The following is a 21,185-nucleotide window of genomic DNA, read 5'->3' on the forward strand; positions in this document are numbered from 1 at the left end:
TGCTAAATGAAACGATCGGTAGTTTTGTTGCTTTTTTTCTTTGTTACGCTCGTGTTCATTACCGGCTGTTGGAACCGGCGGGAATTAAATGACCTTGCGATTGCTGTTGGAATGGGAATTGATAAGTCCGGAGATCAATATCTTGTCACTGCTCAAGTAGTTGATCCGGGTGAAGTAGCTGCAAAAGGAGGGAGTGGTCGTGCGCCCGTCACAACGTATCAGCAGACGGGAAAGACCGTACTTGAGGCGTTACGAAAAATGACAACGCTCGCTCCTAGAAAAATTTATGCGTCCCACCTTCGCATGCTGGTGATTGGAGAATCGTTAGCCAAGGATGGAATGGCAAAAGTCTTGGATCTCCTCTCTAGAGATCAAGAGCTTCGGACCGATTTTTATATTGTGGTAGCGAAAGGAACGAAGGCCGAAAATATACTGAAAATCTTGTCACCATTGGAAAAAATCCCGGCGAATAAAATGTTTAGTTCTCTTGAAACATCGGAAAAACTATGGGCACCGACCGTGTCTATCACATTAGATGAGTTAATATCTGACCTAACAAGTGAGGGGAAGCAATCTGCATTAACCGGTATTCGAATAAAAGGCAGTCAGGAACAAGGGGAAATGAAGAAAAATGTAGAAGAAATTGATGCTTTAGGGCGTTTGCAATATGCAGGAATTGCTGTATTTAAAAAAGATAAACTGGTTGGCTGGTTAAACGAGACAGAAAGCAAAGGATATACAGACCTCACAGACAAGTTGGATGGCACGATCCTTAACGTTCCTTGTACGAAAGGCGGGAATGTGGGCATTGAGGTGATTCGGTCAAAAACTGATGTCAAGGGAAAGGTGAAGAATGGCAAACCTAAAGTAGAGGTGAAGATTCAAACCGAAGCTAATGTTGCGGAAGTAGAATGTGGGCATCTGGACTTAAAAAAGACAAAAACAATTTACGATTTGGAAACAAAACTTGAAAAAGAGGTAAAGGATCATTGTGAAGCTTCCATAAGAAAGGCGAAAAAGCTTGGAACCGATATCTTTGGTTTTGGTGAAGCGGTTCATCGGGGAGCTCCTAGGTATTGGAAAAAGAATAAAAAACATTGGGATAAGAATTTTATTGATCTGCCAGTGGAAATAAAAGTAGAAGCGAAAATCCGACGTATAGGTACTATAGGGAATTCTTTTCTTGAAGACGTAAAGAAGTAAGGAGTAGATCGGCATGTGGGCCATTGCAGTAGTACTGATAGTAACCGCATTGATCATTATCATCGAAGTCCCCTCTTTGTTGCGAAAACAACTGCGAAAAGAGCTGTGGATGTTTTCGATTCTGTTGCTTATTGGCACTGGATTAAGTATTGCACAGAGTTTGCAGGTAGATATACCAAATCCCCTGGATTTGTTAACAATTGTTTATAAGCCGATTAATGATGTGGTAAAGGGGGTCTTAAAGTAAAGACAGGTTATTTTATAATCAGAACTGTAGAAGAGATATGATCTTATGGTTATAGCTATTGTTTCTATCTACGGGAATCCAACCTATACTAACTGAAGAGAGGAAAATACAGACTAACTATTATATTGTGTAATGCCCAACGAATGAACAAAAAAGAAAAATTTAGTTTATTAATAGAGAAAATTATATCTATTAAATATTAAGAAAATTCGGATTTTTAATTGACATACATAAATGTTTCAAGATATGATGAAACAAGAATGCGATATTAGTTACAGGTTTCTATTTTGAAAGGAGGCCAAATAAAAAATAAAATGCAAGCTCTCTAAACTTACTAAATTAAATCATATGAAGGAGGTTAAAAATTGAAACGAACATTAACTCTTCTACTAGCTATGGTTTTACTTTTTGGTATGTTTGCAGGACCTACTTTTGCTACTAATGTTCAAGAAAAAGCTGATACTGTTTATTTGAACGGTAATATTTATACAGCAGATGCCAAATTTTCAAAAGCTGATGCCATGGCCATCAAAGATCAAAAACTCATCTATGTTGGCAATAAAGGGCAAGTCAAGCAATACATAGGCCCAAGCACGAAGGTTGTTGATTTAGAAGGAAAAAGTGTGATTCCGGGATTGAATGATGGACATCTGCATTTTCCAGGAATGGCGCTTAATTTAATTCAAATCAATGGTTTTAATAAACCGAAGGAAGAGATTTTGAAATTGGTCAAGGAAGAAGCCACCCACCGTCAACCAGGAGAGTGGATCTTAGGACGTGGTTGGAATCATGAACTTTGGCCAGATAAGAAATTCCCAACTAAAGAGGAGCTTGATGTCATTGCACCTAACAACCCTGTTGTACTGGAGAGAGTGGATGGACATTCGGTTTGGGTTAACTCTAAAGCTCTTGAAATCGGTGGCATAACTAAAGATACCCCTAATCCTCAGGGTGGAGAGATTATTCGAGATGCTAAGGGTGAACCAACCGGCATGCTGATCGATACAGCTGAAGAACCAGTTACCTCTAAAATCCCTCCTTATAGTTCGGAGCGTATACGGGAAGGACTTTTAAAAGCTCAAGAAGAACTATTCTCCAACGGGATTACGAGTGCAACAGATGCTGGTTCCCATCTAAGCTATATAGAAGATATGAAGGGTCTATATGAGAAAGGCGATTTAAAAGCTAGATTAAATGTTATGGTTGCCAATGGTGCAGGCGGAGAAACGGGAGACAGTCTCGCTTATTATTATAAAAAGGGACCTGAAATCGGTTTGTACGGAGACCGTTTTACAGTTAGATCCGTAAAGCTTGTTGGTGACGGATCTCTAGGTTCCCGTAGTGCAGCTCTATTGGAGAGTTATCATGATCGTCCAGGCCATAAAGGAAACTATCGGTTTACAGATGAGGAGTTATATCGATTAGTAAAAGAAGCTCGTGAGCATGGTTGGCAGGTGGCTACTCATGCAATCGGTGATGGTGCTATTCTTCAAGCAATTAACACCTATGAGAAAGTATTAAAGGAGAATCCATTAAAAGATCATCGATGGAGAATCGAACATTTCCAAATAGCAAACGCTGACGAAATTAAACGCATTGCTGAGCTTGGAATTATACCTTCTATGCAGCCGGTACATGCGACTTCCGACAAAAATATGGCTGAAGATCGAGTTGGTCCTGAAAGAATTAAATATGCCTACGCTTGGCGTAAGACGATTGATGCCGGTTCACATATCGTAGGAGGCTCAGACGCCCCTGTTGAATTAGTAAATCCATTCCATGGACTGTATGCTGCCGTTACACGTATGGATCGTGATGGAAATCCAGATGGGGGCTGGTACCCAGAGGAGAAGATGACAAGAGAGGAAGCCTTACAAGCCTTTACGATTTGGGCCGCGGAAGGAAGCTTTGAAGAAAAGTTAAAAGGATCTTTAGAGGCTGGAAAGCTGGCTGATTTCATAGTAATTGACAAAGATCCGATGAAATGTCCAGAAGAACAATTGAAAGATATTACAGTGCTTACTACAGTAGTAGGTGGAGAAGTTGTGTATAAGAAATAGTGTTTACAATTATGATGGATGAGTTAAATAGTAAAGAAGAGGGTGTCCCAAAGTGATGGGACACCCTTTCTTCTGCCGGATCGCAGGGCGCATCCCCCTCCTTCCCACCACACTCCCCTGTCAAAATATCAAGTGTAGGAGATGGTAAGATACAGGATTTTCAAGCAAATTGTACACATAGTTTTAAGCGTTTTGGACGATCATGAGAGTATTCGCCTCGTTTTTGAATGGCATATATTATTCATTGTCAATGGCGGACTAGTCTTAGCGAAGCATACAGCGAATTGGAGGGAATAGATTGGAGTTTAATGTCATGACGTTTAACATGCATCATGGAAGAGGAATAGATGGAAAACTGAGCTTGGAGAGAATCGCTAAAGTCATTGAAGAAAGCAAGGCAGACTTGATCGGTTTGAATGAGGTGGATAGGTATTTTTCAAAAAGAAGCGATTATATTGACCAGATATCCTGGTTGGCAAAACATCTGAAAATGAATCAAGCTTTCGGAGAGGTAATTGTATTACGCTCAAAAGATTCAAAGGTGTGTCGACAGTATGGAAATGCCTTTTTATCTCGCTATCCGATCGTATGGGAAAAGAATCATCTTTTTACATTCGGCTCTACAATCACCGAAAATCGGTCGTTGTTGGAAATCCATGTTCAACTTTACGAACGATTACTTAAAGTATATGTTACGCATCTGAGCCTAAATCCATTCCTTCATAAAAAACAAGTAGATTTTATCAGCAAGAAAATTATGGATGAGCCTCATCCTGTTATTATTATGGGAGACTGGAACATGAGATCGGGATCTGGAGCATGGAAAAAAATGAACAGGTGTTTTACAGATGTTTGTAAAGCTGCAGGCACAGGGGCATGTTATACGTTTCCCTCATTTCGGCCTAAATTACAGTTGGATTACATATTCGTTAGTCGTGATATATATCCTGTTTCGGTAGAAGTTATAAAAAAAGCACCTGCAGCTTCAGACCATTTGCCATTAAAAGCAACATTACTGCTTAATAGGTAAAAATGAAAGCTACTCCTGAACATTTAACCATAATTTCACATATTCAATAAACTTTCCGGCAGCAGGAGAAATGTTTTTTAAGGATGTGGCAGCGATCCCTATTGAACGATAATTATCTCCTTCTAAATTGATAACGCAGACGTTATTTGGTATACGATACAGAATCATTTCCGGAAGAATACTGATACCTAGATTATTTTGTACCATGGCAATAATGGCTTGGTCTTCTTCCACCTCATATTGTATTTCTGGTGTCACATTGTTGTTCTTTAAAATCTTTCTCACATCTTTATCTATATTCGATTTGGGCATGATAAACATTTCGTTTTTAATTTGTTCAAAATAAATCTTATCCTGCTGGTGAAGAGGATGTGTATCAGGTAGGATACAAAGCATTTTATCTTTTTTAGGGGGATAATGGAACCATTAAAGGATATGTAGAGCTGCATATTGAACAGGGCAAGGTACTGGAAAATCATCATTTATCAGTAGGTGTCGTATCAGGAATTGCAGGTCCTTTATGGACAAAGTGGGTACTTACTGGCGAAGCGGGTCATGCAGGAGCAACACCTATGGGTATACGTAAGGATCCATTAATACCCGCCGCAGCTATTATTCAGTACATTGAAACCGAAACAAAAAAATACCCGAATGCTGTCGCAACGATTGGTCAAATATCGGTTAAACCAGGGGGAGTAAATGTAATTCCCAGCCAAGTAGAATTCACGCTAGATTTGCGTGATATTGACGAAGAAGTTCGAAATAAGATTGAGCATACTATTGTATCTTACGCTCGTCAAATTTGCGAAGAGCGAAAAATTGAGGTTGACATTAGTACTTTACAAAGAGTAGCACCTGTTCCTTGCTCTAAGGAAATCCGTCAAGTTATCGAAAATTCTTGTAAGGAAATAGGGCTTGAAACATTTACACTTCCTAGTGGAGCTGGACATGATGGAATGCAGTTTAAAGATTTTTGTCCTATAGGAATGATATTTATCCAATCTAAAAATGGGATTAGTCACAATCCTGACGAATGGAGCTCGAAGGAAGATTGCGGGAGGGGAACCACAGTTCTATACAAAACAGTTTTAGAGCTCGCAAAATAAATGACTACCCACACCTATGGATACCAAGGATGTGGTGGCTATTCACTCTGGATGATGCTGGATAATCAACACCCTTGGCCTTTTTTTATGTTGTAATGTCATTCCTGCTCAAGCTTGCGCATAAGCTGTCGCATTTTCGTTTCAGTATCCGAGTTTGCGGACGGCGTATACACGCTGAAACGCAAATCGTTATGTCCTTGAATTTGCATTGAGGTCAGGTCAAACAGCATTTTACCCGCTTTGGCGTGCCGGAATTCGATGAAGACCTCCGGCGCTGAATTAACGTCATTATGATGCCAAAAATGTTGAAACTCTGGTTTTTCGTTGCTTATTTTTTCGATAAAGTCGCTATACCATGTATCTCCCATATACTGACCGTAATACGAGCGGAAAATCGCAAGAAACCCTCGAACGAAATCACTCCAGTTAGCGGCCAGCGTCTTGAACTCCTTTCTTGTGAACAACAACCAAATAATATTACGTTCTTCTATGGGCACTAGCTCGAAGTCCATAAACACCCCGGCGGCTGCTTGATTCCAGCCTACAATATTACATCGTCGATCGGAGACGATAGTCGGGAAATAGCGGAGTTCATTCAGAATAAGGCTGATTGCCGGACTGAGCATAGGAGGGTTGTCCGCTGTCGATGAAATCGTCGGCTGTTCAAGGGCCAACATAAACAAATATTTCCGTTCATCCTCATTTAATTGAAGGGCAAAGGCAATACGGTCCAGCACTTGTGCAGACACCGTAATATCCCGTCCTTGCTCAAGCCATGTATACCATGTCGTGCTCACCCCGGAGAGCTGAGCTACTTCTTCTCTTCTTAAGCCCAGAGTGCGCCTTCTTCCACCTGCTGGCAGGCCAACTTCACCAGGCTGGAGTTTTGCCCGGTGTGTTTTCAAGAATTCCGACAAAGCTGTTAACCGTATATCGTTACTCATTATGGTCACCCCATCAATATAGTAGTAAAACCTATTCTATCATCATTTATACTATGATAAACCATAACTTGTAATAGGATGTTAGCTGTGTAATTATAAGAGAAAATCTTGGTTATCATGCTTGAATAAGGAGGAAGAAATAGATGTCACGTGTAGTGATTACAGGTATGGGTGTAATAACCCCACTCGGGAATGATGTGCAAAGTTTTTGGAACAATCTCATTGCGGGACATTCGGGAATTTCAAACATCGATTCATTTGACGTTTCGAGCTATAAAACGAAAATTGCCGGAGTCATTCGGGACTTTAATCCGGAAGCTGTCATTGAACGCCGGGAGGCCCGTAGAATGGATCGGTTTTGCCAGTTTGCCGTCGCTGCAGCTAAGCAGGCCCTTGAGGATGCATCTTTGAATATAGAGCAGGAGAATACCGAGCGAGTCGGAGTATACATTGGATCAGGTATTGGCGGTGTTCATACTCTGCTGGAAAACTATCGTACACTGATTTCCCGTGGTCCTGGCCGTGTGAGCCCTACCGTTGTTCCAATGATGCTTCCGAGTATGGCAGCAGCGCAAGTAAGTATCGTATTTGGAATAAAGGGCCCGACCCTGGCGCCTGTCACTGCCTGTGCTACCGGCAATAATGCGATAGGTGAGGCTTACAAGCTGATTCAGCGAGGCGGTGCAGATATGATTATTGCAGGCGGTTCAGAAGCAGCAGTGACGGATTTGGCGCTGGCCGGATTCGGGAATGCTACAGCGCTTTCTACTCGTAATGAAGAGCCGGAACGTGCGAGTCGTCCATTTGATGCGGAGCGGGATGGGTTTGTAGCATCTGAAGGCGCCGGTATTCTTGTATTAGAATCACTGGAACACGCACAGCAAAGGGGAGCACGGATACATGCGGAAATCATCGGATACGGCTCCACATCTGACGCCTACCACATGGTAGCTACCGAGCCTGAAGGTTTGGGAGCATACAGAGCGATGAAAGAAGCAATAGAGGATGCGGAAATCACATTGCAAGATATCGATTACATCAATGCCCATGCTACCAGTACTGTGGTAGGTGACCGCTCCGAAACGCTTGCGATTAAGCAGCTTTTTGGTAGTTATGCCTATCAGCTTCCTATAAGCGCCAATAAATCGATGTTGGGTCATATGTTAGGAGCCGCAGGCGGAGTTGAAGCTGTTGCCCTTGTGAGAACACTTCAGGAAAATATGATTCCGCCAACAATAAACCTGGAAACTTCAGACCCTGAGTGTGACCTTGATTATGTTCCGAATCGCGCAAGAGCAGCGCAACTCCACATAGGTCTTTCTAATTCTTTCGGGTTTGGCGGCCATAACGCGGTACTTGTACTGAAGAGGTTAGATACTTCTTCTATATCTGTATAGCTATATAAATTACACTTGATATTTTGACAGGGGAGTGAGGTTGGAAGGAGGAGATTCGGAAAAAAGAAGAGGTTGGATGCGCCCTGCGATCCGGCAGAAGAAAGGCCAGCGTGTCATTTTCCGACCGCTCCCGCCCACCGCCCTTCCTTCTTTTCTTACCTCCCACCATAAAAAAGAGAGTATTGTTGCAATAGCAGTATAAGAGTATATGAAAAAATAATAGAAGAATATCAATAAACCGGGAATATGTAGAACTTCCCGGTTTATTTTTTAGAGAATGAAGCTTAAAAATCACATTGCCTAGAAACTTCGTAAGCATTTTCTATAACAATTTCGCTTCGAATATGAATGCGTTCTGTATTCATTCGGAATTCCGGACCCGATACGCTGAGTGCGCATACTACATCACCGAGATAATTACGGACAGGAGCAGCGATACAGAAGAGTCCTTCCTCAAACTCTTCATTATCAATCGCATATCCCTGCTTGCGGATAAGCTGAATCTCATCCCATAAAGCTTCCCGCTCTACGATTGTGTTTTGTGTATATCGCCTTAGACCTTTTGAGATAATCTTTTCAACAAATTTATCTGGCTGAAAAGAAAGTAATACTTTTCCTAGGGCTGTACAATGCAAAGGCTTTGGAATACCGATGCTCGTCCCAATGCGTACGGGTCTACTAGGTTCTGTTTTTATAAGATAGCTGACGGATTCATTTTCAAGAATGCCAAGGTGAACCGTTTCGTTTGAACGCTTAACAAGGTTATCAATAACAGAGTTAGCTATAAAAAACGGTTTGTATTGTTCATTTGCGAGTTGTCCCCAATCAAGTAGTTTTGCACCTGGTCGGTATTTACGATTTGGAGTTTTTGTAAGAAGACCTTCATTGTATAAGGTAGTCACAAGATGATGAACCGTACTACGATTCATAGAAAGTAGTAAAGCTAATTCTGAAACTCCCAATTCTGTTGTTTTGGTAGAGAAACAATTCATGATACGAATGGCCTGCCTAACAGAATTAATCATTTAATACCCTCCTTATAAGGATAACTGCATTTGCTCTTATCAATAATAATTGAACGAAAATAGAATGTAAATTTAAAATAGTGAAATAAATTATACCCATTGTTCAAATAGTGAAATTACTAAATTGTTTGTCATATTGAAACTCGATACGATGTTATCAAGCAGAAGGCAAAAGGAGGAGACAAAATGTTACGCCATGAAGATAATGTTCTTCTTACAAGAACGGGTCCAGGTACACCGATGGGTGATATGTTTCGGCGCTATTGGATTCCATGCATTCGTTCCGAGGAATTAATCGCTGATGGAACACCGGTCCGAGTGAAATTATTAAGTGAAGATTTGTTAGCATTTCGTGACTCTGAAGGCAAAGTTGGATTAGTAGATGAGCGATGTCCACACCGCCGCACATCACTTTACTATGGTATAAATGCCAGCTGCGGGCTTACCTGTGTATACCACGGTTGGAAGTTTGATGTTCATGGTAACTGTGTTGATTTACCATCGGAGCCTGCAGAAAGCAACTTCAAAAAAGGGATTCATCTTACGTCGTATCCTACGTATGAGGCAAATGGAATTGTTTGGACCTATATGGGCCCCGTTGAAAAGCAGCCTCCTGTTCCAGATTTCTACTGGATGCACTTGCCGGAAGAAAACATCATGGCAGAAAGGGTATGGCAGGAGTGCAACTATTTGCAGGCAATGGAAAATGATGTGGATTATGTGCATGCCGCTTTTTTACATAAAGCACATCAAAACCAGCAAATAAAGAAAGGAGCATTAAGTAGTGACCTGGGCATTAATCCAGAGCATCCACTTGTAAAAAATCCACCAGTGGAACAAGTGGTTGAATCGACAAACTATGGAAAACGGTGCATTGGGGTCGGGAAAGCAGATGAGGTGAACAATGCTTTCATGGAGATTCATTATATCTTCCCCTTTTATACTTATCCACCGCGATTTGATGGGGAGGATGGTATGTGGCATGCATTTATTCCGCGTGATGATTATAGTGCATGGAGTTGGGACGTTCAATTTTCTCATCATGTACCGATTGATAAACAGGCTCAGCATGAACGCCGGGGTCTTATCCTTGACAATGAGCTGCGAAAGAAACGTAATTTCTCTAATTCATATGAACAGGATCGCAAATTGATGGTGGCGGACAACTTCTCTGGGATCCGCGGGATTGCCAATCAAGATCATGCAGTAACCGAAACAATGGGGCCGATTGTAGATCGTTCAAAGGAACATTTAGGCACGAGTGATTTGCCTATTATCCAAATGCGTCGTCTATTGTTGACATCGGTAAAAGGCTTCCAAAACGGAGTGGAGCCGTTGAAGCTTGATAATGAAAGCCTTGTGAAGCTATACAGTCAAGGAGCGTATGCACCAAAGGAAAAAGAGTGGAAGGAAGCACTCCCGCTAAAAGAAATATTTGCTCACAAACAGGGTCAAAAAAGTCATGAACCTCAAAAAATATGATGGATACACGTCATTTGATTATCTGAAGCCGCACGAAGATTATCGGGTGTTTGAACTTGCGAAAGCAATCGGTCGAGTTCCGGAATACATAATGAATTTGACACCGGAACAGAGCGAAGCAGCGGATGAAATATTGGAGAAATATCTGATTATTTCTCTGCGCGATCATGGATTCATTACCCCGCATAGTCAAGAACATATGCTTGACTATTGTCGGCAGATGCATACATTTTTTCAGTACGAAGGACTGGCAAAAGCCGGCATCGATGCAATTTTTGAGAATTTTATGGACGGTATTGCGATTCTTACTTCCAGATTCGGCTTAAAGTGGGATGATATCATTCTCAATCTGGGGATGAGATTATGCGATATTGCTCATCAGCAGACCGTATTCATCGCAAGTTCTGTCTCCGATATTGAGGCAGCAAAGCGGGATGGACGCGTCGCCCTCATTCCTTCGCTTGAAGCGGCAGGAATTCTGGAGAATGAAATTGATAGAGTCGATGTTTTGTACGGTTTTGGCATCCGGTGTATGGGCATTACGTACAATGAAGCCAATACACTTGGATCTGGGCTTGTAGAGGCACGGGATAGTGGATTAACGTCCTTCGGGCAGCGGGTTATTCGAAGAATGAATAAAGTAGGGATGGCTATTGATATCTCGCATTGTGGCGATGAGACGAGCATGGATGTTATCAAATATAGTGAGAAACCGGTTCTTCTTACTCATGCCGGTGCAAGAGAGCTATGGAATACTCCACGAATGAAGCCAGATAAGGTTTTGAAAGCGTGTGCAGAAGCCGGTGGTATTATTGGTATTTGTGCCGCACCAAATACTACGCTTACTAGAAATCAACCCGAACACTGTATTGAAGCTGTTATGGAGCATCTGGAATATATCATTAATCTAGTAGGAATTGAACATGTAGGATTAGGACCGGATACCTTTTATGGCGACCATGTAGCTTTGCAGCATGCTTTTGATGACACGCTTGCTATCTCAGCCTCACATGATGGTGAAACATTTGAGGAATCACCGTATGTTGCCGGACTTGAAAATCCAACAGAAGCAATACGTAATATGGTGCGTTGGATGGTTAAACATGGCTATAAGGAAGAAGATATAAGCAAGATTACAGGTGGTAACGTTTTGCGAGTATTAGGGGAGATTTGGGCCAAATAAAACGAGATAAGAGAGGGTGATACTTTGCAAGAAAGAGTAGCCGTTGTAACAGGAGCTTCTCAAGGGTTGGGATTGGCCATTGCAGAAAAATTTGTAAGCGATGGTACGAAAGTGGCTTTTATTAGTCGGAATTTGGATAAAGTAAAAAGTCGGTTTGAGGAAGAACAACAGCGGGATCAAGTTATGTTTATTAATCTGGATGTATCTGAATATAAGGCTATTCAGCATTGTGTGACCGACGTAACGAACAAGTGGGGCCGAATTGACATCCTTATCAATAATGCGGGATTTCGAACAGAAACAGCGATTGAGAATATTACAGTGGATGAATGGAATCGGGTGTTGTCTGTAAATTTGGGAGGAACATTTTTCTTTTCGCAAGCCGTTCTCCCGGTTATGAAAGAGCAAAAGTGGGGGCGAATCATTAATATGTCTTCATTCGGCGGTCAGGTTGGTCCTCTTACTTCCAGCGCGGTGTATTCTGCTTCTAAAGCTGGTCAAATCGCCTTGACTAAATCGTTTGCTAGAGCGCTTGCCGAATATGGAATTACAGTGAATGCTGTAGCTCCTGCCTCTGTCCGAACACCGGAAATGGATAAGATGTCATCAGAATCCCTGGAAAAGATGACCCGAACCATTCCGGTTGGAAGAGTGGGGGAAGCCATTGAGGTAGCTGAACTGGTAGCTTATCTTGTTTCCGATTACGGAGGATTTGTCACAGGGGCTACATTTGATATTAATGGTGGAAGATTAATGCGGTAATTACGATTTGATAAAGGAGTGAAGGAAGTTGGCAATTGAACATGGAGCACCAAAAATTCCGTCCCCCTTACGCGTATTTATGACATTTGAATCGACAGGGTGGTTTGACACTAGCGGGCAGGAAAAAACAGAAAAAATTCTACCTCAATTGCAAGAAGTGCTATTGTCCTGGCAGAAAAACGGTTCTACACTGCTTGGCACGTTTGACCGGGATATTCTAACAGCGGGGCACGCAGGAAATCACGGCTGGCATGCCTGCTTCTTATATGATGTACCAGATTTGCAGACTGTAAGTGAAATGACTCATTCATTTCGTGCCACTGAACTTGATCGATATTTCCGGTTGGAAGCAATGATTGGACGTCCGTTTTTCCTGCTTGAAGAACAAAAATAAAATAATGGAACTTATACTGGAGGAATGAAATATGAAGTTTGGTATTTATGTTGAAATGCAAAATCCAACACAATTTGCAAAAAACCATGCACAGGTGTATCAGGAAGTTCTTGAACAAATCGAACATGCAGATAAAGCTGGTTTCTCAACATTTAACACATTAGAACATCATTGGTTCGAAGAGTTTTCTATTTCCACCAATCCGTTGGCCCTTTACTCTGCGGCTGCGCAACATACAAAAAATATTCGCTTCCGTACGTGTTCCCATGTAGTACCCCTTCATAATCCAATGGTATTTGCCGGACAACTGGCGGCTGCACAGCTTCTAACAAATAATCGGATTGAAGTCGCGTTTGGTCGCGGTCATGCATGGGTGTTTCCGAAGGCTTCCATTCCACTTGAAGAGAGCCGAGGCCGCTTCACGGAAGGGTTGGAAATTATTGAGAAAGCATTTGATGAAGAAGTGTTTTCTTATCATGGTCAGTATTATCAGGTGGATAACGTACGGGTTGTTCCCCGTGCACCTCGTCCGAAAATTTATACAGGCGGAGCAAGTAACCATAACTATGAGATGGCTGGAAAGAAGGGCTGGGGGGTACTGATTACTCCAATGCTTCCACTATCCAAAGTAAAACATCAATTGGATTTATATCGTGAAACTTGCGCGAAATATGGTCATACTCCTGATATTGTGTACGTTCAGGCTCTGTACTTAGATGAAGATGGGGAAAGAGCGAGAAAAGAAGCGAAACAATATATCATACAGTTCATGGCCGGGAACGCGGCACCTACGAAAGATATGCCTTCACCTGAAGTGTTAAAAGATAAAGATTTTGGTTTTTATGCATCCGGTGCGCTTGAATCTCTTGCGACCATTCCATACGAAAAACTTCTTGAAGAAGATTTTGTTTGGGTTGGTTCACCAGAAGAAATTAGGGAGAAAGTACAGGTGGTTGTTGAAGAATGTCCGGGATTAACAGAGATCAGTGTGCTTTGCACGTACGCAGGTCTAGAACACTGGAAAACCATTCGTACCCAACAATTGTTTAGCGAACGTATTATGTCATATTTTAAAACAGAGAAAGAATTGGAGAAAGTTTGGTAGTTTTTCTTCCTACTCTTTGCAAGGATAGATGTTCTCAACAATAGATTTAATATTTTGAATATTTTGTTTTATATATTCCTATAGAATAGCGCCAGTACCAGTGATTTTGTACTTTTTCAGATTGAGATAAGCAAAGGTGCTGGTCTATTCCTTCTTAATAGGAGGGGGACGTATGAAATTAGATGAGTATGTAAAACAGAAAAGACAAGACGCAGGCCTTCCTGAATCAGAAAAGATACAAGTATGGCTTGAGCTTGAACCAGCATTTTTATTCTGTCTCAAGGAAGAAGGCGAATCGCATGACTGACGTATTGTTCAAGGATATAGGGGCTGTTCACAACGATATTTGTACAAAGCGTCTGTCACCGGTTGAGCTTACAGATACAGTACTTAAGCACATTGAACAGTTGAATCCGGTCCTTCATGCATTTATTCATGTGCAGCATGAACAAGCGCGTGAGCGGGCTGTACAGCTAGAAAACGAACAAATGAGAGGCACCATTCGAGGGCCATTGCATGGGATTCCGATTGCAGTAAAAGATATCATTCATGTCAAAGGTACACCGACCACAGCAGGTTCTAAGATTTTAAAGGATTGGCAGCCGGATGAAGATGCAACAGTCGTTAGAAGATTAGTGGAAGCGGGAGCCATTATTGTCGGAAAAGCTAACCTTCACGAATTTGCGATGGGAGCAACGAATGAAAATCCACACTATGGTTCAGTTCGTAATCCATGGGACATAAGCAAAATCGCCGGTGGTTCCAGCGGAGGTTCGGCTGTAGCTGTTGCAACGGGGATGAGCTTTGGAGCGTTGGGCACTGATACGGCTGGTTCTGTTCGGCTTCCATCTGCGCTATGCGGCACGGTAGGGCTGAAGCCCACATATGGAAGGGTCAGTCGCCATGGCTGTCTACCGTTTAGTTGGTCATTTGATCATATTGGTCCGATGACCCGTACGGTACGGGATGCAGCTATTATGCTTGATGTTCTTGCCGGAGCCGATCCATTGGATGAAGCCTCCTCCCAAATCCCTTATAAACGCGATACAACCATATTCCACAATCTTACAGAAATCACCATTGGTGTGTGTGTGGAACATTTCTTCGAAGGCGTGGATAGCGAACTGGCGTCCTTGATGGATGAAGCATTGCTTACACTTGAAGAGCTCGGTGCCACACGTGTTGATCTACATATCCCGGGAATTGAGGAGGCGTTATGGGCCCAGCGTATGATTGCACAGGCGGAAGCATATTCGTTCCATGAACCACTGCTGAACGATTTTGGGCATCAATATAGCCCTGATGTAGCTTTCCGTTTAGAGTTTGGGCGTCAGATTTCCGCAACGGATTATCTAAAAGCTCAGCGGATACGCCGTTCCTTCATTCAACGTACACTCGATGTAATGAAAGGGGTAGATGTACTGGTTACCCCGATGAATCATAACAAGGCATTCCCGATCGGCAGTGTGACTCCCGAAGAATCTATTGCCAACATGTTTAAACTGGCAAAAGCACCACTTGTAAGTCTATTGGGGTTTCCGGCACTGGCGCTTCCGTGTGGATATACGCAAGAGAATATGCCAGTAGGTATGCAATTGGTCGGAAAGCCTTTTGCCGAGAGTCTTCTCCTTCAGGTAGGAGATTGTTATGAGCGGTTTGCTGGCTGGCCGGAGCATCTATTGAAATGTAAACTTACGACAAATTAGAAGAGGGAGTGATTCATATGCAAATTCAATCTAGAGCAGAAATGATAAAAACAAAACCTATCGATTGTTTGCATTTTATCGATGGAAAGTACGTCCCATCCAAAAATGAGAAAACATTCGTCAATATAAATCCAGCTACAGAAGAGGTAATGGGGACGGTAGCCGAAGGTGGAAAAGAAGAGATTGCTCTTGCTGTTGCTGCTGCAAAGCGTGCGTTTGAAGGATCGTGGCGACGTATGCCTGCAGGAGAGCGCGCCCGAATTATCCGACGTATCGGGGATATCATTTTAGAGCGAAAAGATGAACTGGCTGCACTTGAATCGTTCGACACAGGTAAGCCGTACGGGCTTGCAAGCAGTATCGACATTCCACGCGCGGCATACAATTTTCACTTTTTTGCCGATTATATGGCTTCGATTGGAACGGAAGCATACCAGATGGATGATGTGGCACTGAATTATGCGATCCGTCGACCACTCGGGGTCGTCGGCCTAATTAATCCATGGAATTTACCGCTATTGCTGATGACCTGGAAGCTCGCACCCTGCCTGGCTGCCGGAAACACAGCAGTTCTTAAGCCAGCAGAGTGGACCCCGATGACCGCGACACTATTAGGCGAAATCTGCAAAGAGGCTGGCGTGCCAGATGGGGTTGTGAACATTGTACACGGTTTTGGTCCTGATTCGGCGGGTGCAGCCTTGACGGAACACCCGGATGTTTGTGCAATTTCCTTTACTGGAGAAACAACAACAGGTAAGCACATTATGACGGCTGCTGCCAAAACATTGAAGCGACTATCCTATGAACTGGGGGGAAAAAATCCAAACATTATTTTCGCGGATGCTGACCTGGATGAAGTGATTGAAACAACAATAAAATCAAGTTTTATTAATCAAGGTGAGGTTTGCCTGTGCGGATCGCGCATCTATGTAGAACGTCCGCTATATGATGCATTTGTAGAAAGGTTTACAGCAAAAACAAAAGAGTTAATCGTTGGTGATCCACTGGATCCGAATACAACAGTAGGCACACTCATTAGTGAAGAACATTATAATCGTGTACGCAGTTATGTGGAGTTAGCTGTAGAAGAGGGCGGTGTTATTGAAACAGGCGGTAAGCGTCCTGAACATCTTTCTACCGGATATTATTTGGAACCGACCATTATTACCGGATTAACAAATGATTGTCGTGTTGTTCAAGAGGAAATTTTCGGCCCTGTTGTTACGATTCTTCCGTTTGATAGGGAAGAAGAGGTTATTAAGCAGGCAAACGACACGCATTACGGATTGAGTGCCACCATTTGGACAAATGATTTGCGTCGTGCCCACCGTGTAGCAGCTCAAATTGAAGCAGGTATTATCTGGGTAAACACATGGTTCCTCCGCGATTTACGTACACCGTTTGGAGGAATGAAGCAGAGCGGAATTGGACGGGAAGGCGGTATGCATAGCTTCGAGTTTTATAGTGAGCTATCAAACATTTGCATCAAATTATAAGGAAGGGGAGAAGAAAGTGAATCAGCAAATGGTAGGAATACTCGAACAGTATGCAGGGGAACTGGCGCAGGCGGAAAAGGAACGGACACCGATCGCAGCTCTTACAGAACGTTCCCCTTCCTTAACTGTTGAAGAAGCATACCGAATTCAGCTGCTAGGCATTCAAGAAAAAACAAAGGCTGGTCAGCGTATTATCGGAAAGAAAATCGGACTTACTTCACATGCAATGCAGCACCTATTGGGTGTAGACCAACCGGACTATGGCCATTTATTGGACAGTATGGCAGTGGAAAACGGCAGCACTATCATATCGAACCGTATTTTACAAGCAAAGGTCGAGGGGGAGATAGCGTTTATTCTGAAGAAAGACTTGCAAGGGCCGAATGTTACGCTGCTGGACGTTCTGCAAGCCACTGATTATGTGCTGCCGGCAATCGAGATTGTCGATAGTCGGATTGCAGATTGGAAAATCAAGCTTCCGGATACGATTGCTGATAATGCATCTTCCGGGCTGTATGTGCTGGGCGGAAAGCCAGTACGGATAGAAGATATCGATTTGGAGCTTGCAGGGATGGTACTGTATCGTAACGGACAGATGATTAATACAGGAGTGGGAGCGGCAGCGCTTGGTCATCCAGCCACTTGTGTAGCCTGGTTGGCCAATAAGCTTTCTGAATTTGGTATTGGTCTTAAGGCTGGTGAAGTCATTCTATCCGGTGCGTTATCCGCTGCCGTACCTGTCCAGCCCGGAGACCACTTTAGCGTTCGAATTGCTCATCTTGGCGAGGTTAATGTGAACTTCGCCATGGACAATGCCTGAATGAGAGGATGAGACAGTCATGCAAAAAGTAAAAGTGGCTATTCTTGGCTCAGGAAATATAGGTACGGATTTATTAATGAAGATACAGCGTTCAGACATTCTTGAACTAACGACAATGATAGGGATTGATCCGCTATCCGACGGATTACAGCGTGCTCACGAAATGGGAGTAGAAGCCATTGATACAGGGGTGGATGGATTTCTTGAACGTCCAGAATTAGCTGATATTGTATTTGACGCTACCTCAGCCAAAGCGCATGTTGTGCATGCCAAGAAGCTAAAAGCTGCAGGGAAAATCACGATTGATCTTACACCGGCTGCAATCGGTCCGTTTGTTGTACCGCCCGTGAATTTGGGTGAGCATTTGGATGAATGTAATGTCAACTTGATCACATGTGGGGGACAGGCAACCATTCCAATTGTTCATGCGATTCACCGGGTAAGCCCAGTAGCGTACGCCGAAATTGTAGCTACTATCTCAAGTCGTAGTGCGGGACCTGGAACCCGTGCAAACATTGATGAATTTACTCGTACAACTTCACGCGGTCTTGAATTGATTGGTGGTGCTAAAAAAGGCAAGGCCATTATTATTCTAAACCCGGCAGAGCCTCCAATCCTTATGCGAGATACGGTGTATGCGCTAGTCGATGAAAATTTTGTGAACGAAGACGCGATTACGAAGTCTATTTGCGACATGGTTGCTGAAGTCCAGTCGTATGTACCTGGATATAAAATGAAAGGCAAGCCTATATTTGAACGAAATAAAGTAACTGTATTTCTTCAAGTAGAAGGTATCGGAGATTATCTACCTGCTTATTCCGGTAATTTAGACATCATGACAGCCTCTGCTGTGAAAGTGGCAGAGCAATTTGCCCGTCATCTGCATGCACGTATAACCGTTTAGAAAAAGAAAAGGAGGATAGAACATGCCCGAGAAGAAGCAGATTATCTTGACGGAGGTAGCGTTGCGGGACGGCAGCCATGCCATTGCACACCAATATACGACCAAACAAGTTACAGCCATTGCCAAAGGGTTAAATGAAGCGGGAGTACCTTATATCGAAGTATCGCACGGAGATGGGCTTGCAGGTTCCTCTTTGCAGTACGGTCTTTCTCATACGAATGAAATGGAACTGATTGAAGCAGCTGTATCAGTTTGCACAACGTCCAACGTTGCTGTGTTATTGCTACCAGGTGTAGGAACAGTATCTGAATTGAAGCAAGCAGCACAGCTTGGGGCCCGAATGGCTCGGATTGCAACGCATGTAACGGAAGCGGATATATCAGCACAGCACATTACCAGTGCGAAAGAGATCGGCATGGAAGTCGTGGGATTTCTCATGATGGCCCATTCTGCCCCGACGGCAAAACTGGTGGAGCAGGCGAAGCTTATGGAATCATATGGTGCCGATGTTGTGTATGTAGTAGATTCTGCAGGCGCGCTACTTCCCCATGAAGTAAAGGATAAAATTACTGCTTTGCGTCAGCATCTATCGATAGACATTGGCTTTCACGGACATAACAATTTGTCACTTGCTATGGCAAATACTCTCGCTGCTATTGATGCCGGAGCGACACGTATTGATGGAAGCATTCGCTGCCTAGGTGCAGGTGCAGGAAATACGCAAACAGAGGTGCTGCTTGCAGTGCTTGATCGATTAGGCATATATACGGGTGTAGATTTATACAAAATGATGGACCTAGCTGAAGACGTGATTGCGCCGATTTTAACGGTACCGCAAGAAATTACACGTGACAATTTGGTGCTTGGATATGCGGGGGTATATTCTAGCTTTTTGCTTCATGCACAGCGAGCAGCACAGAAGTTTGGTGTGGATGCGCGCGATATTTTGCTTGAAATAGGACGAAGAAAAGCGGTGGGAGGACAGGAGGATATGATTGTGGATGTCGCTGCTGAACTGGCTCAAGGAAAGGAGACTTCCCATGCAAATCGCTGAGAAGAAAACCATTGCTCAATACTTGTTGGATGCGGAACGGGAACGTCGTGAAGTTGTTCGCGTTACAGTGGATTATCCGGAACTGAATGTTGAGAATGCTTATGCGGTACAGGAGGAGCTTGTCCGCATGAAATGTGAAGAAAATCTAAGTATTGTCGGACTTAAGATAGGCTTGACAAGCCGGGCGAAAATGGAACAAATGGGCGTAGAGGAGCCCATTTATGGATATTTATTTAACAACATGCTGTTGGAAAACTACGGGGAGCTCTCTTTTGGCACATGCATTCATCCAAAAGTAGAAGCAGAAATTGCCTTTATTCTAGATAAGGATATTGAGGGACCAGGGGTAACCGGAGCACAAGTATTGGCTGCGACAGAATATGTTGTTCCTGCACTGGAAATTATTGATAGTCGGTATGAAAACTTTCGATTTACTCTTCCAGATGTTATTGCGGACAATGCTTCAGCATCTCGTGTAGTGTTCGGTAATTCGCTTACACGGCCGGACCGTATCGATCTTGACCTTGTAGGTATGGTTCTCAACATTAATGGAAAAGCACGTGAGATGGCTGCAGGTGCGGCTGTACTCGGCCATCCGGCTCATGCAATTGCTGCGCTTGCTAACATGCTAGGACGAAAGGGAGAGACATTGAAAACCGGACAAATCATTTTAGCGGGTGCAGTAACTGAAGCAGTACGGATTGACATAGGAGACATTGTACAGGCGAAAATGGATGGGCTTGGCGATGTTGGTTTTACGGTGGTGGACTAATAGTTAGTTATCCATGTAAATGGACAAGAAAGGAGAACCGTATGCCGTTTATTCAAATCTCGTTAATCGCAGGACGTTCCGATGAAAAAGTTCGTGAATTAATTAAAAATGTTACAGATACGGTAGCCAAAACTTTGGAGGCACCTCATGCAAATATTCGAGTACTTGTGAGTGAGATTCCTGCCAGTCACTGGGGAATTGGCGGGGCACCAGCTTCTGAGGTAAGGAAGATACAAAAGAACTGAGGACATGACTTTCCATATGGTAAAACTTCCATCGGCGGGGGCTTCATCTCCCGCTAATGGGTAGTTGCACATAGCAGGGTCTTACTGCCCAATGGAACGGGATATTTGACAGGGGAGTGTGGTGGGAAAGAGGAGATTCGGAAAAAAGAAGAGGTTGGATGCGCCCTGCGATTCGGCAGAAGAAAAAATAAAGTTTGGTCGTAAAATTCTTGCATTAAAGCTACGAGAATACTATAACAATCCTCAAACA

General features: G+C 43.2%; 23 protein-coding genes. 19 read left to right on the forward strand and 4 right to left on the reverse strand.

The annotated features are described in order from the left end of the window. Nucleotides 1–6 precede the first annotated feature (6 nt). From AF333_RS08715 to AF333_RS08730, 4 genes are all read left to right on the forward strand, one after another. Nucleotides 7–1,203, forward strand: a complete 1,197-nt coding sequence (locus AF333_RS08715) for a Ger(x)C family spore germination protein (RefSeq protein WP_043066642.1) — start codon at nt 7–9, stop codon at nt 1,201–1,203. 13 nt (nt 1,204–1,216) lie between these two features. Beyond that, complete coding sequence (locus AF333_RS08720) at nt 1,217–1,450, forward strand: hypothetical protein (protein WP_043066641.1); 234 nt, start codon at nt 1,217–1,219, stop codon at nt 1,448–1,450. 365 nt (nt 1,451–1,815) lie between these two features. Then, nucleotides 1,816–3,510 carry an amidohydrolase gene (locus tag AF333_RS08725; protein ID WP_052812132.1) on the forward strand — a complete coding sequence of 565 codons (1,695 nt, stop codon included), beginning with the start codon at nt 1,816–1,818 and terminating at the stop codon, nt 3,508–3,510. 298 nt (nt 3,511–3,808) lie between these two features. Next, nucleotides 3,809–4,540: an endonuclease/exonuclease/phosphatase family protein gene (locus tag AF333_RS08730; RefSeq protein ID WP_052812131.1), complete on the forward strand. Its 732-nt coding sequence runs from the start codon at nt 3,809–3,811 to the stop codon at nt 4,538–4,540. A 9-nt stretch (nt 4,541–4,549) separates the two neighbouring features. Here the strand turns inward: AF333_RS08730 and AF333_RS08735 are convergent, their stop codons facing one another. Then, nucleotides 4,550–4,936: a LysR family transcriptional regulator substrate-binding protein gene (locus AF333_RS08735; protein WP_052812130.1), complete on the reverse strand. Its 387-nt coding sequence runs from the start codon at nt 4,934–4,936 to the stop codon at nt 4,550–4,552. A gap of 29 nt (nt 4,937–4,965) precedes the next feature. Here AF333_RS08735 and AF333_RS08740 point away from each other — a divergent pair, with 29 nt between their 5' ends. Next, nucleotides 4,966–5,646 carry a Zn-dependent hydrolase gene (locus AF333_RS08740; protein ID WP_080787778.1) on the forward strand — a complete coding sequence of 227 codons (681 nt, stop codon included), beginning with the start codon at nt 4,966–4,968 and terminating at the stop codon, nt 5,644–5,646. 98 nt (nt 5,647–5,744) lie between these two features. Here the strand turns inward: AF333_RS08740 and AF333_RS08745 are convergent, their stop codons facing one another. Beyond that, complete coding sequence (locus AF333_RS08745; RefSeq protein ID WP_043066640.1) at nt 5,745–6,590, reverse strand: helix-turn-helix transcriptional regulator; 846 nt, start codon at nt 6,588–6,590, stop codon at nt 5,745–5,747. 143 nt (nt 6,591–6,733) lie between these two features. On the opposite strand from AF333_RS08745, the gene fabF reads away from it, so the two are divergent. After that, complete coding sequence (gene fabF / locus AF333_RS08750) at nt 6,734–7,987, forward strand: beta-ketoacyl-ACP synthase II (protein WP_043066639.1); 1,254 nt, start codon at nt 6,734–6,736, stop codon at nt 7,985–7,987. Here fabF and AF333_RS34895 read toward each other — a convergent pair. Together AF333_RS34895 and AF333_RS08755 are read right to left on the reverse strand one after the other, a co-directional pair. Beyond that, nucleotides 7,974–8,156, reverse strand: coding sequence for a hypothetical protein (locus AF333_RS34895; RefSeq protein WP_235496266.1), 183 nt, complete (start codon nt 8,154–8,156; stop codon nt 7,974–7,976). The genes fabF and AF333_RS34895 overlap by 14 nt on opposite strands. Nucleotides 8,157–8,271: 115 nt before the next feature. Continuing rightward, the gene (locus AF333_RS08755) at nt 8,272–9,012 is read right to left on the reverse strand and encodes an IclR family transcriptional regulator (protein ID WP_043066638.1); all 741 of its coding nucleotides are present in this window, start codon (nt 9,010–9,012) and stop codon (nt 8,272–8,274) included. 186 nt (nt 9,013–9,198) lie between these two features. On the opposite strand from AF333_RS08755, the gene AF333_RS08760 reads away from it, so the two are divergent. The 13 genes from AF333_RS08760 to AF333_RS08815 all read left to right on the forward strand — a co-directional run bounded on the left by AF333_RS08760 (nt 9,199) and on the right by AF333_RS08815 (nt 20,935). Continuing rightward, complete coding sequence (locus tag AF333_RS08760) at nt 9,199–10,494, forward strand: Rieske 2Fe-2S domain-containing protein (RefSeq protein ID WP_043066637.1); 1,296 nt, start codon at nt 9,199–9,201, stop codon at nt 10,492–10,494. Next, nucleotides 10,475–11,677, forward strand: a complete 1,203-nt coding sequence (locus AF333_RS08765) for a membrane dipeptidase (protein WP_043066636.1) — start codon at nt 10,475–10,477, stop codon at nt 11,675–11,677. The genes AF333_RS08760 and AF333_RS08765 overlap by 20 nt, the downstream gene beginning before the upstream one ends. A gap of 24 nt (nt 11,678–11,701) precedes the next feature. Next, the gene (locus AF333_RS08770; RefSeq protein ID WP_043066635.1) at nt 11,702–12,439 is read left to right on the forward strand and encodes an SDR family NAD(P)-dependent oxidoreductase; all 738 of its coding nucleotides are present in this window, start codon (nt 11,702–11,704) and stop codon (nt 12,437–12,439) included. 28 nt (nt 12,440–12,467) lie between these two features. Continuing rightward, entirely contained in the window at nt 12,468–12,833 is a 366-nt protein-coding gene (locus AF333_RS08775) for a hypothetical protein (protein ID WP_235355904.1), read from the forward strand. A gap of 31 nt (nt 12,834–12,864) precedes the next feature. Beyond that, nucleotides 12,865–13,938, forward strand: a complete 1,074-nt coding sequence (locus AF333_RS08780) for an LLM class flavin-dependent oxidoreductase (RefSeq protein WP_043066634.1) — start codon at nt 12,865–12,867, stop codon at nt 13,936–13,938. Between the two features lie 172 nt (nt 13,939–14,110). Further along, nucleotides 14,111–14,245: a hypothetical protein gene (locus AF333_RS36740; protein ID WP_255322297.1), complete on the forward strand. Its 135-nt coding sequence runs from the start codon at nt 14,111–14,113 to the stop codon at nt 14,243–14,245. Continuing rightward, a complete protein-coding gene (locus AF333_RS08785; RefSeq protein WP_043066633.1) occupies nt 14,238–15,644 on the forward strand; it encodes an Asp-tRNA(Asn)/Glu-tRNA(Gln) amidotransferase GatCAB subunit A in 1,407 nt (468 codons plus the stop codon). The genes AF333_RS36740 and AF333_RS08785 overlap by 8 nt, the downstream gene beginning before the upstream one ends. Before the next feature lie 41 nt (nt 15,645–15,685). Then, nucleotides 15,686–17,140, forward strand: a complete 1,455-nt coding sequence (locus AF333_RS08790; protein ID WP_407638635.1) for an aldehyde dehydrogenase — start codon at nt 15,686–15,688, stop codon at nt 17,138–17,140. A gap of 28 nt (nt 17,141–17,168) precedes the next feature. Further along, nucleotides 17,169–17,960, forward strand: a complete 792-nt coding sequence (locus AF333_RS08795; RefSeq protein ID WP_043066738.1) for a 2-keto-4-pentenoate hydratase — start codon at nt 17,169–17,171, stop codon at nt 17,958–17,960. 19 nt (nt 17,961–17,979) lie between these two features. Beyond that, nucleotides 17,980–18,864 (forward strand): acetaldehyde dehydrogenase (acetylating), encoded by an 885-nt coding sequence (locus AF333_RS08800; protein WP_043066631.1) that lies wholly within the window; start codon nt 17,980–17,982, stop codon nt 18,862–18,864. A gap of 22 nt (nt 18,865–18,886) precedes the next feature. Further along, the gene (gene dmpG / locus AF333_RS08805) at nt 18,887–19,918 is read left to right on the forward strand and encodes a 4-hydroxy-2-oxovalerate aldolase (protein ID WP_043066630.1); all 1,032 of its coding nucleotides are present in this window, start codon (nt 18,887–18,889) and stop codon (nt 19,916–19,918) included. Then, nucleotides 19,905–20,690, forward strand: coding sequence for a 2-keto-4-pentenoate hydratase (locus tag AF333_RS08810; RefSeq protein ID WP_043066629.1), 786 nt, complete (start codon nt 19,905–19,907; stop codon nt 20,688–20,690). Before dmpG ends, AF333_RS08810 begins: the two co-directional genes overlap by 14 nt. After that, complete coding sequence (locus tag AF333_RS08815) at nt 20,690–20,935, forward strand: 4-oxalocrotonate tautomerase (protein WP_255322298.1); 246 nt, start codon at nt 20,690–20,692, stop codon at nt 20,933–20,935. The genes AF333_RS08810 and AF333_RS08815 overlap by 1 nt, the downstream gene beginning before the upstream one ends. Nucleotides 20,936–21,185: the final 250 nt, after the last annotated feature.

Source organism: Aneurinibacillus migulanus (assembly GCF_001274715.1).
GTDB classification, from domain to species: Bacteria; Bacillota; Bacilli; order Aneurinibacillales; family Aneurinibacillaceae; genus Aneurinibacillus; species Aneurinibacillus migulanus.

Coding starts and splice junctions, on each gene's coding strand:
- AF333_RS36740 (WP_255322297.1), top strand. CDS start 14,111: ATGAAATTAGATGAGTATGTAAAACAGAAAAGACAAGACGCAGGCCTT.
- AF333_RS08735 (WP_052812130.1), bottom strand. CDS start 4,936: ATGCTTTGTATCCTACCTGATACACATCCTCTTCACCAGCAGGATAAG.
- AF333_RS08790 (WP_407638635.1), top strand. CDS start 15,686: ATGATAAAAACAAAACCTATCGATTGTTTGCATTTTATCGATGGAAAG.
- AF333_RS08715 (WP_043066642.1), top strand. CDS start 7: ATGAAACGATCGGTAGTTTTGTTGCTTTTTTTCTTTGTTACGCTCGTG.
- fabF (WP_043066639.1), top strand. CDS start 6,734: ATGTCACGTGTAGTGATTACAGGTATGGGTGTAATAACCCCACTCGGG.
- AF333_RS08765 (WP_043066636.1), top strand. CDS start 10,475: ATGAACCTCAAAAAATATGATGGATACACGTCATTTGATTATCTGAAG.
- AF333_RS08810 (WP_043066629.1), top strand. CDS start 19,905: ATGCAAATCGCTGAGAAGAAAACCATTGCTCAATACTTGTTGGATGCG.
- AF333_RS08720 (WP_043066641.1), top strand. CDS start 1,217: ATGTGGGCCATTGCAGTAGTACTGATAGTAACCGCATTGATCATTATC.
- dmpG (WP_043066630.1), top strand. CDS start 18,887: ATGCCCGAGAAGAAGCAGATTATCTTGACGGAGGTAGCGTTGCGGGAC.
- AF333_RS08760 (WP_043066637.1), top strand. CDS start 9,199: ATGTTACGCCATGAAGATAATGTTCTTCTTACAAGAACGGGTCCAGGT.
- AF333_RS08800 (WP_043066631.1), top strand. CDS start 17,980: ATGCAAAAAGTAAAAGTGGCTATTCTTGGCTCAGGAAATATAGGTACG.
- AF333_RS08785 (WP_043066633.1), top strand. CDS start 14,238: ATGACTGACGTATTGTTCAAGGATATAGGGGCTGTTCACAACGATATT.
- AF333_RS08745 (WP_043066640.1), bottom strand. CDS start 6,590: ATGAGTAACGATATACGGTTAACAGCTTTGTCGGAATTCTTGAAAACA.
- AF333_RS08780 (WP_043066634.1), top strand. CDS start 12,865: ATGAAGTTTGGTATTTATGTTGAAATGCAAAATCCAACACAATTTGCA.
- AF333_RS34895 (WP_235496266.1), bottom strand. CDS start 8,156: ATGGTGGGAGGTAAGAAAAGAAGGAAGGGCGGTGGGCGGGAGCGGTCG.
- AF333_RS08755 (WP_043066638.1), bottom strand. CDS start 9,012: ATGATTAATTCTGTTAGGCAGGCCATTCGTATCATGAATTGTTTCTCT.
- AF333_RS08795 (WP_043066738.1), top strand. CDS start 17,169: ATGGTAGGAATACTCGAACAGTATGCAGGGGAACTGGCGCAGGCGGAA.